We start from the raw sequence: 14,402 nt of genomic DNA, 5'->3' as shown, positions 1-14,402 counted from the left end.
TCAGTTTCTCCGGCAAGGCATCAGGCACGACTACCTATCGTAAACCGGCCAGTATCCGGGAGCCAAAGCACCCGGCTCGGACTCACGACACCACGAGCGGCTCGAGCACGAGGTCCGGGTGCTCGCGCTGCACTCCCTGCAACCGCCAGCGATCGGAGAACAGCGCCAGCAGCTCCCCGTCGGAACGCGACAGGACTTCGACCGAGCGCTCCCTGGCCAGCGTCGGAACGCATTCCGGGGTGGTGCGCCGGGCGATCGTGTAGGCGAGCCGTTCCATCCGACACGGCGCATTGAACTCGCCTTCCATCCGATCCTCGGCGACCTCGAACTGCATCGGCCCGACGGCACCGAGCACCGGCGCCTGGTCGCCGCGCAGATCTGAGCGGAGCACCTGCACGACGCCTTCGTGATCGAGCTGCTGGATCCCGCGTCTGAACTGCTTGTACTTCGAGGAGTCCTTCGCCCGGATGACCATGAAATGCTCCGGCGAGAAGGTCGGGATCTCCGGGAACTCCACCTTCTCGTCAAGGTACAGCGAATCCCCGACGCGCAGCGCCGAGGCGTTGACGAGCCCCACCACATCGCCGGGGAAGGCGGTGTCGATGACTTCCCGGTCGCGACCGAAGACCTGCTGCGCGTACTTCGTGGCGAAGGGCTTGCCGGTGGCTGCGTGGGTGACCACCATGCCGCGCTCGAACACGCCCGAGCACACCCGGATGTAGGCGAGCCGGTCGCGGTGGTTCGCGTCCATGCCCGCCTGCACCTTGAACACGAACCCGGAGAACGGGGCGTCGACGGGGCGCGGCTGGTCATTCTTGTCGAGGCGCGCCTCGGCGGCGGGAGCGATGTCGACGAGGGTGTCGAGGAGTTTGTGGACTCCGAAGTTGAGGACTGCCGAGGCGAACATCACCGGGGTGGTCCGGCCGGCGAGGAATGCGTCCTGATCATGGTTCTGGTCCTCGAGGTCGAGCAGGTCGCTCTCCTCGACGGCGTCGGTCCATGCGGTGCCCTCGAGCGCCTCGGCGGCAGCGGCGGCCATCGTCTCCTCGCCGGCGATGGTGGCACCGCCGTCGGTGCGGGTGAACTTGGTGTAGGTGCTGTCCGCGCGGTTGAGCACGCCGCGGAAATCGCCGGACTGGCCGACCGGCCAGGTGAGCGGGGTCGGGGTCAGCCCGGTGCGCTCGAACACCTCGTCCATCAGGGCGAGCGCGTCGTTGCCCGGGCGGTCCCACTTGTTGATGACGGTGATGATCGGGATCTTGCGGTGACGGCAGACCTCGAACAGCTTCATGGTCTGCACCTCGAGGCCTTTCGCGGCGTCGACGAGCATGACGGCGCAGTCCACGGCCGACAGCACCCGATAGGTGTCCTCGGAGAAGTCCGCGTGACCGGGGGTGTCGAGGAGGTTGATGACTGCATCGCGGTACTCGAACTGGAGGGCCGCCGAGGAGATCGAGATGCCGCGGTCCTGCTCCATCTTCATCCAGTCGGAGACAGTCGATCGCCGCCCCGCCTTGCCGTGAGTTGCGCCCGCCTGCCCGATCACCCGCGCGTGGAGCGCGAGCGCCTCGGTCAGGGTCGACTTTCCGGCGTCGGGATGGGAGATGACTGCGAAGGTGCGCCTGCGCGCTGCCTCTTCTCGAACGGTCTGTGCGCTGATGTCTGCCCCGGAAGTCACCGAAACAGTCTACCGTGCGGCCGGCCGGCGCGGCTCCGCACCCCTGCCTCAGCCATCGAGCGGAATGACGGTGCGGGTCGTCGAGCGCCTGCGGGTCACGACGCCGATGCTCATCACTGTCAGGCCCACGAGGGTGAGACCGACTCCGAGCAGCGCCGGCGCACGGTAGCCCAGCGTGGACTCGATCACGACTCCCCCGAGGAACGCGCCCAAGGCATTGGCGAAGTTGAAGGACCCATGGTTCATCGCAGCGCTGAGCGACGGGGCGTCGCGGCTCTCCCGCAGCAGCCGCGCCTGCAGGGCAGTGGTGAAGATGGACCCGACAAGTCCCATGAACAGGACGCAGCACACGGCGATCGTCCCGACGTGGGTGAAGGAGCCGAGGATCAGCAGCACGACCCCGACGCCGATGATGCCTGCCAGCGCCGACTTCTCGATCGACTTGTCCACGAGTGGCCCGGCGATGATCGCACCGAGCGTCTGGCCGACGCCGTAGCACACCAGCACCCACGGGATCAGGGTCGCCGACAGCCCCGCGACCTCGGTCATGGTCGGAGCGATGAAGGTGTACACGGCGAACACTCCGCCGAACCCGATGGCACCGGCAACGAGGGTGATGACCACCTGCGGACGTTTGAGGGTGCTGAGCTCGCTGCGGGTCGAGGCCGTCTGCTTGGGAGCGCTGATGTTCGGGACGAGGACGAATACCGCGAGCAGGGTGATGACGCCCGCCACCGCGATCATCGCGAAAGCCGCGCGCCAGCCCATGGTCGCACCCAGCGCAGCGGCCGCGGGAACGCCGAGGATGTTGGCCACCGGGAGTCCGAGCGACACCCCTGCCAGCGCGGTGGCCCTGCGGTTCTCCGGCACCAGTCCTGCAGCGACGATTCCCGCGATCCCCAGGAACGCGCCGTGCGGCAGTCCGTTGAGGAACCGCGCGGCCAGCATCAGCTCGAGCGTCGGCGCTGCGGTCGAGACGATGCTGCCGATGACGAAGAGCGCGGCGAGGCCCAGCAGCAGCGATTTGCGCTCCATCTTTGCTGCCAGAGCGGTGATGAGCGGTGCGCCGACGACCACGCCGAGCGCGTAGAGCGTCACCGAATGGCTCGCCTGGGTCATGGACACGCCGAAGTCGTCAGCGATGTAGGGCAGCAGCCCCATCGTGGCGAACTCTGCGACGCCGATCCCGAAGCCGCCGAGCGCCAGTGCGAAGATCGCCGGCACGGCAGCGCGCATGCTCATCGGCTCTCCGGCTGTCGCCGTGGCGCGCTTGCCCAGCGCGGCCTTGACCGCGCCGACCGTGCGCCTGGCCGCAGGCGCACCGACAGCGGCTCTCATCGCACCGACCGTCCGTCGGGCGACAACGGATCTGGCGATGGCGGCCCGCGTCTTCCGCGGGGTGATCCGGGAATCGGCGGCCCGAGGCGTCGGCTCGCCCAGCTCGGGCGACTCGGCAGTCGTCGAGGTCTCCCCGAGCAGTCGGGGCGCCTCGGAATCCACGGGCAGTTCGGTGAGGAGTGGGGTGCGGGCTTCGACGGACGTAGCGGTCATCACCTCGCTGGAGCGTGCTCGGGCCATGGTGGTCTCCAATTTCCTGGTGCAGTTCTGCTGCGGAAGCGCAGCTGATGAATGCCGATGCTCGGCATGGGTTGATCTGCTCCGCGACGCGGCAGCAGCGCTCTGCTTCGAGCCGCGGCTGCTCGGCTCTCAGACCTGAGGCAGCCACCGGATGGGCAGAGTGGGAGCTATCGAAGACGCGCGGGCACACATGATTTGCGGCAAGCGGATCGGGGATGGGAAGCACGCGTTCGATGAGCGTCAGCTTCGGACAACGCCGCTCCATGGAGGTTCATTCCCCGGCTCAGACGTGATCTGAACGACTCTCCAGCAGGGCTGTGACGCTACTCTGGAGCGTGATGGAGGACGAAGAGGAGTACTCGCGGGCTGCCGGCGATCCGAAGCGCGCGGACCGGTGGCTGCGGCGTCTGCCGCTCATCCTGGCAGCACTTGCCGCGCTCCCGCTGCTGTGGCTGTCGATCGAATTCTCGCTGCTCATCGGTCAGATCGGGTTCTACGTCGTGGCATTGGGGACCGACACCGGGACAGTGATCGGTCTCGTGCTGATGGCCATCGCCGGGTTCGTGGGCCTCGTCGGCACGCTCGTGTGTCTGTGGATCGGATTCCGGCGATCCGGCTGGCGGTGGCGGATCGGCTCGGCGCTGGCCACGGTCGGCTGCGCGGGCCTATTGCCGCTGAGCTGGGTGCTGTTCGGTTTCACCGGCGGAGCGTGAATCGGGAGTCAGCCGTCGGAGCGTGATCCGGAAGTCACCGTCCGGAGCGTGTTCCGGAAGTCACCGTCCGGAGCGTGTTCCGGAAGTCACCGGCGGAGCGCGGAGCACGTCGCCGCTCGCCGGACGATTCCGACCGGTCCCCTCGTCGCCTTCCCGAACCCCTCCGGGTGGTGTCTCTTTGCGTACACCTTCTGCATGCGGAAACCTCCTGAACAGATTTTCCGGACACCTTGTCGGATCTGCAGTGAAGCATTCGTAGCAATGGTGAGAGCGGCCATCAACGATGCCGCCTGGAAGGGGATGCCAATCATGAAGCTCACGACCATCACGAATGTCACTGTCGACGGAGTCATGCAGGGCCTCGGCGGCCCGGACGAAGACCGTCGCGGCGGATTCGAACGCGGCGGATGGGCGATGCCGCTGTTCGACGAGGAAACCGAGGCGTACCTCGGACAGCTCTACCAGCGTGCCGACGCGTTCCTGCTCGGGCGCAGGACCTACGACGTGTTCGCCGGCTCCTGGGGATCGGGCACGTGGGGAACGAACGAGGGCGACAACCCGATCAGCTCCGCGCTGAACAGGCGTCCGAAGTATGTCGTATCGAACACCCTGGCCCACCCGCAGTGGGAGGGCACCACGGTCCTGTCCGGTGACACGCTGGCCGCCGTCCGAGGGCTGAAAGCCGCGCCGGGGGGCGAGCTGCAGGTGCACGGCAGCCTCAGCGTGGTGCGCTGGCTGCTCGCCCACCAGCTGGTCGACGAGATCACCCTGCTCATCTACCCGGTGGTGGTCGGACAGGGCGCCCGCCTGTTTCCCGACACCGGGCCGGATATGGCGCTCGACCTCGTCGCGTCGCGATCCACCGCGAACGGCATCGCGCTGCACGTCTTCCGGCCCCACGGACGTCCCCGCTACGCGCCTGCCATGTCCGAGGCGAACGCCGGCGAAGAAGGCCGGTGAGGGCCTCGAGATCCTCCACCTGCACTGACACACCCATTTGACCTTCACACCCCATGACCTTCACGAGGAGATTCCCATGACTGCGACCTACACCTTCGACGTCTTCTCCACCCTCGACGGCTTCGGCTCCTACAGCGGCGGCGGTTGGGGCGGCTACTGGGGCAAGCAGGGCCCCGAACTGCTCGCCCACCGTCTGTCCATGTACGGCGGAGCAACCCGGATGGTCTTCGGATCCGCCACCTTCCGGAAGTTCGTGCAGATGCGGGGTTCGCACCCGGAGGACACGGGCACGGGCGATCCCTGGGTCACCGCGATGCTGGATCTGCCGGCAACGGTGGTGTCGACCACACTTGCCGGACCGCTCGCGTGGCCGAATGCAACCTGCGCGAATGGCGACGCCGTCGACGTCGTCGCTTCGCTCAAGGAGCAGTCCGAGGTGCCCTTGCGTTCGCACGGCAGCCTGTCGATGAACCGGTCGCTGATGGCCGCCGGTCTCGTCGACCGCCTCCAGGTGACGATCTTCCCAGTGGTTTCCGGCCGGACCGGAACCGAGCCGATCTTCCGGGGTGCGGACGACTTCGATCTCGAGCTGCTCGCCAGCCGGACGTTCGACGGGCACATCCAGGAGCTCACCTACCAGCCCTTCCTGCATGGTGAATCCGGTCACGAGCTCGCCTACCGGCCCGCCTTGCATGGCTGAATCCGGTCTTGCGGCAGGAGTGGGGGGTGAGGTCGGATTGGGGGAAGGGTGTTCTTGACCAGAACAGCGGACGCCCGCCCGCGGGAGTCCCCAGCCACAGGAGATGATGTGGGATGCATTACCTGGTTTCCGTGATCGACGACACCGCCGGGCTCGCCACCGACGAGGAGATGGCAGCCATCCACGAGTTCAACGATCGGCTGAGGGAGGCGGGGAACTGGATATTCGCGGGCGGCCTCGCAGATCCGAGCTCGGCCACCGTCGTCGACAACCGGGGCGACGAACCTCTGATCACCGATGGTCCGTTCCTCGAATCCAAAGAGCATCTCGCCGGATTCTGGATCCTGGAAGCCGCGGATCTCGACGAGGCGCTGGCGCTCGCGACCGAGGGATCGAAGGTCTGCAACCGGAAACTCGAGGTGCGGCCGTTCCTGTGAGCAGAGGCGACGTCCAGCAGGCGATCACCCAGGTCTTCCATGACGAATGGGCCCGGGTGGTTGCCACTCTGGCGCGACGCCTCGGTGATCTCGATCTCGCCGAGGATTCCGCGGCCGAGGCGTTCGCGGCGGCCGTCGAACGGTGGCCTGCCGACAGCGTGCCTCCCAATCCGGGAGCCTGGCTGACCACCACGGCCTACCGGAAGGCCATCGATCGGATCCGGCGCGAGGCCAAGCGCGGCGACAAGCAGGCGGAGGCCCAGATGCTGTTCGAGGACGTTCCCGCCCAGCCGTTGGGAGCGATCGATGATGATCGGCTCCGGCTGATCTTCACCTGCTGTCACTCCGCGCTGTCGATGGAGGCGCGGGTGGCACTGACTCTGCGTCTGGTCGCCGGCCTGACCGTGCCGGAGATCTCCCGCGCATTCCTGGTGCAGGAGAGCACCATGGGGCAGCGGATCACCCGTGCGAAGTCCAAGATCAAGACGGCCCGCATCCCGTATCGGGTGCCGTCGGCGGCGGATCTCCCGGCCCGCGTCTCCGGCGTGCTCGCCGTGCTGTTCCTCGTCTTCAACGAGGGGTACCTGGCCACCGGGTGCGACGCCGACCCGGTGCGCCCTGACCTGACCGCCGAGGCGATCCGGCTCACCCGCTTGGTGCGGACTCTGCTGCCGGAGGATGGCGAGGTCATCGGCCTGCTGGCTCTGATGCTGCTCACCGAGGCGCGCCGCGCCGCTCGCGTCACCGCCGATGGCGAGCTGATCACACTCGACGAGCAGAACCGGGGAGCGTGGGACGCAGCGCTGCTCGCCGAGGGGCACCGACTGGTCAGAGAGCGCCTGGCCACCGGGACGGCACCCGGCCGCTATCAGCTCCTCGCCGCGATCAACGCGGTGCACACCTCCGCGCGCAGGGCAGAGGACACCGACTGGTCGCTGGTCGTCGGGCTCTACGACCGGCTCGTCCGGCTCGACCCGTCGCCGATCATCGCCCTGAACCGAGCCGTCGCCATCGCAGAGCGCGACGATCCCGCGGTGGCGTTGGCGGCTGTCGAGCGCCTCAAGGACTCCCTGGGCGGGTATCACGCCTATCACGCCACTCGCGCGGACCTGCTGCGTCGGCTGGACCGCTGCGAGGCAGCGCGTGCGGCGTACGACCGTGCCATCGAGCTGGCCGGCAATACCGCCGAGATCGCCCATCTGACGCGCCGTCGTGACGAGCTGCCATGAGCACCGCCGTGACGAGCTGCCGTGACGAGGTGCCACGCCCCGGACGGACCTGCCCGTGACCGGAAGCCCCCGTCAGAGGCGAGCGAGTGCTTTCGCGATCCGCTGCTCGCTGACCGGATGGCTGGTTCCCAGGTGCTGGGCGAACAGGCTCACCCGCAGCTCCTCGATGTCCCACAGCAGCGCTGACCACTCCGGGGGCAGGATCATGGACCGCCGCCCGATCGGCAGCCCGCGGGTTTCGCGGAACCGCGCCTCCAGCGCCTTGTCGACCTTCGCGCTGATCACGTGCACTCGATCCATCAGCTGCTTGTCGCGCGTGGGCGACTCCTGCATCTTCTCGACTCGAAACAGTGCCGCATCGAGGTAGACCGGGATGCGGTGCAGGTGGGCAGCGGGAGTGGTGGTCAGGAAATCCGCGGCGAGCAGGTCTCCCAGCCACTCCTTGAGCTCGGTGAGATTCTGCAGCAGGACCAGTGACGAGGCCTTCGACACTGACCTGCGCACTCTCTCAGCCCGTTCGAAGATGCCGACGGCCAGACCCACCGCCGAGGTGCATGCGGGGATGAATTGCGCGTCCACCTCAGCGCGCAGCCGGGAGAACTGCTCCGGAGTGCGCACCTCGACCTCAGCGCCGACGAGGCTGTCGACCGCGACGCGTGCACACGACTGGAGGATGTCCGGTCGGCCCTGCGCGTTGCCGGCGATCACGAGCTTCTCGGAGTTCGACAGGTGGTCGGCGACGTAGTCGGTCCGGTCGGCAAGCGACAGCGCGAGCAGCCGCAGCAGGCCGTTGCGGGTGCCGAGGCGTGCTCGAGTCTCATCGGGCCAGGCGGTGAGTGCGACGGAGTCCGCGTCGTCCCGGAGTCCCGGATACACCTGCGTGCTGCCGCCCGTGCCGACCGGTTCGAGGTCGAGCACGAAGTCCCAGCTGGTGATGCGCTCGCGGGGCTGGAAACCGCCCGAGCGCTGCGCGCGTTCGACCGGCTTCGGGGCGGGGGTCGTCTCCAGCAGAGCCCCCACATCCGTCGTGGGACGGCTCAACGAGTTCCCCTGCCGCACGGCGAACTCCATGACCAGATGGGACGGGAGGCGGCCGAGGTCGAAGTCGTCGGCGGAGATCGTGATCGGGACCAGGTCGGTGAGCTCCCCTCCCCCGGCACGCGCGGTGAGTTCGGCGGCGAGCACCTCGGGAAGCCTGCCCTCATACGGCGTCAGGCCGGCGAGCACCTCGGCGGCGACGTCCGGGGCCGGGACGAAATATCTGCGCTTCGCCTTGGGCAGCGACCGGATGAGGGCGGTGACGAGCTCATGGCGCAGACCGGGCACCTGCCAGGTGAACTCGTCGAACTCCACCGCGGGCAGCGATTCGGCCGGGATCTCCACCGTCACGCCGTCGGCGTTCGAGCCGGGGGCATAGGCGTACCGCAGAACCGCGGCGCTGCCGTCGGGCAGCGGCCATTCCAGCGGGAAGTCCTCGGCTGCCTGCGAGGCGAGCTCCGCCGAATCCTCGCTCAGAAGAGCATCGACCTGGATGTCGAGGTACTCGGGCTCGTGCTGCCGCTTCTTCTTCCACCAGCTGTTGAAATGGGCCCCGGAGACGATCGTCTCCGGCAGCCGGGAGTCGTAGAAGTCGAACAGCACTTCGTCCTCGGCCAGCAGCCGGCGGTTGCGGATCCGCGATGCGAGGTCCTCCGCCTCCGCCACGGCGGCGGCGTTGCGCGCCAGGAAGGCATGCCGGTCGCGCCACTCACCGTCGATCAGCGCATGGCGGATGAAGAGTTCGCGGGAGACTTCGGGGTCGATCTTCCCGTAGCCCACCCGACGGTCGGAGATCAGGGCGACACCGTAGAGGGAGACCTTCTCGTAGGCCATGGCCGAGCCGGTCTTCTGCGACCAGTGGGGCTCGCTGTGCTGCCGCACTGCCAGGGGTCCTGCGGCCTCGACGACCCACTCGGGCTCGACTGCAGCCACGGTCCTGGCCCACAGCCGGGAGGTCTCCACGAGCTCGGCCGACATCACGACCTCGGGCCTGGTCTTGAACAGCCCCGAGCCGGGGAAGATCGCGAACCGGGTCCCGCGAGCTCCCTGGTACTCGCGGCCGTCGGCCGTGCGCACGCCGATCATCGACAGGAGGCCGGTCAGCAGAGCCCGGTGGATCTGGACGGCCTCGTCGTCGTACAGCGCAGCCTTCTTCCCGCCCTGTCCGCGGCGCTGTTGGCTACGCCGGGACCCGGCTGCCTCCGTGTCCGCATCGAGCGGCCGCCAACTCGCCCGCTCGATGTGGACGCCGGTGTTGCCCAGCAGCGAGCGCAGCTGGCCGACGAGGTCCTGCCATTCGCGCACCCGCACGAAGTTGATGAATTCGGACTTGCACTGGCGGCGGAACTTCGACGAGGAAAGAGCCGCAGCGGAGTCGCTGAGGTAGTTCCACAGGTTGAGCAGGGCCAGGAAGTCACTCGTGTCGTGCCGGAAGCGCGCGTGCTGGGCGTCCGCCTCCGCACGGACTTCGGTGGGGCGCTCCCGGGGATCCTGGATGGACAGCCCGGCGACGATGACCGCCAACTCTCCGCCGCATCCGGCCTCTGCCCCGGCGAGCAGCATGCGGGCCAGCCGCGGGTCGATGGGCAGCCGGGAGAGCTTGCGCCCGATTCCGGTCAGCCGGATCCGGCCCTCGTCGGTCTGCAGCGCGCCGAGTTCGCCCAGGAGCACGCGACCGTCGCGAACCGCTTTGGGGTCGGGCGGAGTGAGGAAGGGGAAGGCGCTGATATCGGATTCCCGCTCGGCGAATCCGAGCGCGCTCATCTGCAGGATGACACTGGCGAGGTTCGTCCGCAGGATCTCCGGGTCGGTGTACTCGGGCCGGGATTCGAAGTCCTCCTCCGAGTACAGGCGGATGCAGATGCCGTCGCTGGTTCGTCCGCAACGGCCCTTGCGCTGGTTCGCGCTTGCCTGCGAGATGCGCTCGATGGGCAGCCGCTGGACCTTGGTGCGGTTGGAGTAGCGGGAGATCCGCGCCGTGCCGGCATCGATGACGTACTTGATGCCCGGCACCGTCAAGGAGGTCTCCGCGACGTTGGTGGCCAGCACCACGCGAGGCCGGGAGTGCGGGGCGAACACTCGCTGCTGTTCGCCTGCCGAGAGCCGGGCGAACAGCGGCACGATCTCCCACTGCGCATGGCGGCCGCCGCGCCTGCTGAGGTGTCCGGTGAGCGCCTCGGCGGTGTCGCGGATCTCGCGCTCTCCCGACAGGAAGACGAGGATGTCGCCCGGCTCCTCCGCGGCGAGCTCGTCGAATGCTGCGAGGATCCCCTCGGTCTGGTCCATCGCGCCGGCTTCATAGGCGCCGTCGTCGCCGGGTCCGTCCGAGTCGTCGTCTGCCTCCCCTGCGTCCGGGTCCAGTGGGCGGTAGCGGACCTCGACGGGGTAGGTCCGCCCGGAGACGCGGATGACGGGAGCGTCATCGAAGTGGGCGGCGAATGATTCCGGATCGATCGTCGCCGAGGTGATGATCACCTTGAGATCGCTGCGCTTGCGCAGCAGCCGGGCGAGGAAGCCCAACAGGAAGTCGATGTTGAGGCTGCGTTCGTGAGCCTCGTCGATGATGAGGACTTCGTAGTCGCTCAGGAACTTGTCGTGCTGCAGCTCCGCCAGCAGGATGCCGTCGGTCATCACCTTGACGCGCGTGCTGTCGGCGACCTGCGAGGTGAAGCGCACCTGGTAGCCGATGCCCTCCCCCAGCTCCTGGTCGAGTTCCTCGGCCAGCCGGCCGGCAACAGCGCGGGCCGCGATCCGGCGCGGCTGGGTGTGGCCGATGAGTCCGTCGATTCCGAGGCCGAGCTCCAGGCAGATCTTCGGGATCTGAGTGGTCTTGCCGGACCCGGTCTCACCGGCGATGACGACGACCTGGTTGTCGCGGATCGCCTCCGCGATGGCATCCCGCTGCTCGCTGACCGGCAGCTGCGGCGGGTAGGTGATCGTCGGTCGAACCGAACGCCGTGCCTCCTGCAGGCGGGCCGTGCGCTGCGCCGTGTCACGCCTGCGCGGGTCGCGACCCCTGCTGCGCGGATTCCGGCGGGAGGATGACCGGGTCTTTCGATGCTCGCTCATGTCCCCACCAGGGTACCGGCAGGGGCGGGCACGGATTTCCACGAGGACGGTCGGGCGCTGCAGTCGGGGCCCTCGGTCGCCTCTGCAACCGGCAGGGCGACGGCGGGCGCAGGCGGTCGCCGTCGCAGGTCTACTCTTGGACGGGGCAGAGAAGGGGCGGGGGCAGGGAAGGGACAGGGCACAGTGATCGGAGTTCTCGAGGGTTTCGGCGTCATCAGCGTCGTCATACTCACGGGATTCATCCTCGGTCGCACGGGCGTGCTCGGTCCTACCGGGCAGCAGGTCATCGCCAAGCTCGTGTTCTACGCGGCCACTCCCGCGCTGCTCTACATCACCCTGGCGGAGACCGAGATCGGAATGATCTTCTCGTCGGCGCTGGTGGCCACCGGCGGCTCAGCCCTGCTCGTCGGGATCGCGGCATTCGTCCTCACCAAGGCAGTGCGCAGGCGCAGCCTGGGCGAATCGACGATCAGCGCGATGTCGGTGAGCTACGTCAACATCGGCAACCTCGGCATCCCCATCGCCACCTATGTGCTCGGCGACCTGAGCTACGTCGCTCCCGTGCTGCTGTTCCAGCTCATCGTGCTCGCGCCGGTCAGCATGGCGCTCCTCGACTCGACCCGGCCAGGAGCGGGCGGCGAATGGTGGAAGGCGGTCGTGGTGGTGCTGCGCAATCCGATCGTGATCGGCGCGGCGATCGGCGTCGCATCCTCACTGACGGGCATCCGGCTGCCCGGCGTGGTGCACGAGCCGGTGAGCATGCTCGCCGCGATTGCGGTTCCGGGCGCGCTGCTGGCATTCGGCATCTCGCTCAAGGACGGCTGGCAGCTGCCGGTGCCGGGCGCCCGCTCGCAGCTGACGATGATCACCACGCTCAAGCTGATCGCGCAGCCGCTCATCGCCTGGGTGGTCGGCGGTCCGCTGCTGGGGTACTCAGGACTCGATCTGATGGGGATCGTCGTCACCTCCGCCCTGCCGACGGCTCAGAACGTGTACATCTACTCGCTGGAATACAACCAGTCCGAACGCCTGGCTCGGGATGCTGTCTTCATCACCACCGTGCTGTCGGTGCCGACGATTCTCGTCGTGGCAGTGCTGTTCGGGTGAGCTTCGAACGGCTGACCGCGGTCTGCTCCGACCGTCGCTCCCCGCCCGCGAGTTCGCCGCATCCGCGTGTCGGTCCCCCGCCCGCACTTGGATGGGGCGAACAATGGAGGCGTGGCTACTGATGAACCGAAGAACACCGATGACCTGATGTCGCGGCGCTTGAGTTCGGGCTCCGAACCGAACGCGGCGGCTCGGTCCGGTGACTCTGCCTCCGGTTCGCACCTCGAGGACACTCAGGCCTTCGACCCCCTTCATGACGAACCCGAGCCGACGCGCGAGGTCCATCCCTCCGGCGCCTCGCCGGCAGCGGCCCAGACCAGCGCCAAGCCGGCAATGCTCTCCGATGAGGAATGGGCGATGCTCAGCGGCACCGGTCCTGCTGCGAGTCCAGCGGCGTCCGGCAGTGCCGCTCGCACCTCGGCGCCTTCCCGGTCCGAGAAGTCGAGGGACGTGGATGTGCCGGAGTCGCGCGGATTCGGGGTCCTCGACGTCATCGGGACCATCTGGATCACATTGGCCATGCCCTTCGTGCTCGCAGCACTCGCGGTCCGAGCAGTGGCGTCCGGATTCTTCCTCAAATTCGAGTACTTCTACAGACCGGGGTTCCCCGCCGACAACTACGGATTCACTCCGGAGGACCGCCTCCACTATGGCTCCTATGTCGTCGACTATCTGAACAACCTCGACTCGAGCCGGTACCTCTCCGATGTCGTGCTGCCCAACGGTGTTCCGGTGTTCGGCCCGGAAGAGATCTCCCACATGGCTGATGTGAAATCGCTCGTGACACTGCTGTACCTGGTCGCGATCATCGCGGCAATCGTCGGCATCGTGTTCGCCCTTTACCTGTCCCGGCGCACCGGTCCGGGCATTCGTCACGGCATCCGCTTCGGAGCCATTCTCACGCTGCTCGCTGCGATCGCGGCAGGAGTGCTCGCTTTCACCGGCTGGGACCAGTTCTTCACCGGCTTCCATGCCCTCTTCTTCGAGGAGGGAACGTGGCAGTTCTACCTGGACGACGCGCTCATCCGCCTCTTCCCGGCTGAGTTCTGGATGGACGCAGGAATTGCAGTCGGAGTCATCGTTCTGCTCGGTTCACTGCTCCCCCTGATTCTCACTTTCGTCGGCGCCAGACGCCGGCGAGCAGCCCGTTCCGCCGCAGCGTGAGGCTGAGACGTGGTATCCGGCCTGGCCTCGCAATGCGTTCGAACTGAGGCGTGCGGTCCGGCCCGAAGCGTGCGGCCGGACTGAAACTTCTGCTGAATAGGAGCTGACGACGAGTCAGCACCGACACCAAGACTCGGGGTCGGGTGGTTTTCCCCTACCACCCGGCCCCGCTCATCATTCAGCTGATTCGACCAACAGAATGCCGCATGGAAATTGGGACAACTTTATCCGCATTACTGTTCTATTCGTGTTCTATTGTTGATAGGGTTGGGGTACGAGCATCGGAGGTTCCCCCATGACCCTGATCGATCCCGATAACGTCAAGCAGGTTCTGGCCGCGCTGGTCGCCAAGGCCGAACCTCCCAGCAGACCGATCCCCGACGATGTCCCCACCCCACCCGGAGGCAGCGCCGCTCCCGAGGCGCCGGCCGCACCTGAGAATGACGCCGCTCCCGAGGCGCCGGCTGACTTCGGCACCAGCGCTGGCGTCAGCGTTGCCGCCTCCCCTCCCGAAGCGTCGGCCGATGCCGCGAATCCGGCGGGGCACCCTGTCAGGTCGGGACTGCTGGATGCGACCACGCAGGTTCATCTGGAGTCAGCCGCACCCGGCCTGCTGACTGTCCTCGACGCGCTGTCCGAACACACCGGAATGGTGACAGCGACCGCCGGCACCACCTCCGACCAGGAAGCCGTCGCGTTGCTGCGAGCAGCCGAAACGCTCCGCCGAAC

General features: G+C 67.6%; 10 protein-coding genes and 1 pseudogene. 8 read left to right on the top strand and 3 right to left on the bottom strand.

Annotation, left to right across the window (positions count from 1 at the left end; genetic code table 11):
• Positions 1–82 precede the first annotated feature (82 nt).
• Together LXN01_RS13230 and LXN01_RS13225 are read right to left on the bottom strand one after the other, a co-directional pair.
• Positions 83–1,678, bottom strand: coding sequence for a peptide chain release factor 3 (locus LXN01_RS13230; RefSeq protein ID WP_236865877.1), 1,596 nt, complete (start codon positions 1,676–1,678; stop codon positions 83–85).
• Positions 1,679–1,726: 48 nt separating this feature from the next.
• Positions 1,727–3,256: an MFS transporter gene (locus LXN01_RS13225; protein ID WP_236865876.1), complete on the bottom strand. Its 1,530-nt coding sequence runs from the start codon at positions 3,254–3,256 to the stop codon at positions 1,727–1,729.
• A gap of 317 nt (positions 3,257–3,573) precedes the next feature.
• On the opposite strand from LXN01_RS13225, the gene LXN01_RS13220 reads away from it, so the two are divergent.
• The 5 genes from LXN01_RS13220 to LXN01_RS13200 all read left to right on the top strand — a co-directional run bounded on the left by LXN01_RS13220 (position 3,574) and on the right by LXN01_RS13200 (position 7,295).
• Positions 3,574–3,969, top strand: a complete 396-nt coding sequence (locus tag LXN01_RS13220) for a hypothetical protein (protein ID WP_236865875.1) — start codon at positions 3,574–3,576, stop codon at positions 3,967–3,969.
• Positions 3,970–4,278: 309 nt separating this feature from the next.
• On the top strand, positions 4,279–4,929 hold the full coding sequence (locus LXN01_RS13215; RefSeq protein ID WP_236865874.1) for a dihydrofolate reductase family protein: 651 nt from the start codon (positions 4,279–4,281) through the stop codon (positions 4,927–4,929).
• Between the two features lie 76 nt (positions 4,930–5,005).
• Complete coding sequence (locus LXN01_RS13210; protein ID WP_236865873.1) at positions 5,006–5,629, top strand: dihydrofolate reductase family protein; 624 nt, start codon at positions 5,006–5,008, stop codon at positions 5,627–5,629.
• A 113-nt stretch (positions 5,630–5,742) separates the two neighbouring features.
• Positions 5,743–6,066, top strand: a complete 324-nt coding sequence (locus tag LXN01_RS13205) for a YciI family protein (RefSeq protein WP_236865872.1) — start codon at positions 5,743–5,745, stop codon at positions 6,064–6,066.
• Positions 6,063–7,295, top strand: a complete 1,233-nt coding sequence (locus tag LXN01_RS13200; protein ID WP_236865871.1) for an RNA polymerase sigma factor — start codon at positions 6,063–6,065, stop codon at positions 7,293–7,295. The genes LXN01_RS13205 and LXN01_RS13200 overlap by 4 nt, the downstream gene beginning before the upstream one ends.
• A gap of 72 nt (positions 7,296–7,367) precedes the next feature.
• On the opposite strand, the gene hrpA is transcribed toward LXN01_RS13200, so the two are convergent.
• Positions 7,368–11,402 (bottom strand): ATP-dependent RNA helicase HrpA, encoded by a 4,035-nt coding sequence (hrpA, locus tag LXN01_RS13195; RefSeq protein WP_236865870.1) that lies wholly within the window; start codon positions 11,400–11,402, stop codon positions 7,368–7,370.
• 183 nt (positions 11,403–11,585) lie between these two features.
• Between hrpA and LXN01_RS13190 the strand changes: the two genes are divergently transcribed.
• The 3 genes and pseudogenes from LXN01_RS13190 to LXN01_RS13180 all read left to right on the top strand — a co-directional run.
• The gene (locus LXN01_RS13190; protein WP_236865869.1) at positions 11,586–12,509 is read left to right on the top strand and encodes an AEC family transporter; all 924 of its coding nucleotides are present in this window, start codon (positions 11,586–11,588) and stop codon (positions 12,507–12,509) included.
• 111 nt (positions 12,510–12,620) lie between these two features.
• The gene (locus LXN01_RS13185; RefSeq protein WP_236865868.1) at positions 12,621–13,673 is read left to right on the top strand and encodes a TIGR01906 family membrane protein; all 1,053 of its coding nucleotides are present in this window, start codon (positions 12,621–12,623) and stop codon (positions 13,671–13,673) included.
• Positions 13,674–13,968: 295 nt separating this feature from the next.
• Positions 13,969–14,402, top strand: a pseudogene (locus tag LXN01_RS13180) (hypothetical protein); the annotation flags it as partial.

Source organism: Brevibacterium daeguense, from assembly GCF_021729135.1.
Lineage (GTDB): Bacteria > Actinomycetota > Actinomycetes > Actinomycetales > Brevibacteriaceae > Brevibacterium > Brevibacterium daeguense.
The sequence above is the reverse complement of the archived record's forward strand: the minus strand, read 5'-3'. Positions and strand labels throughout refer to the sequence as shown.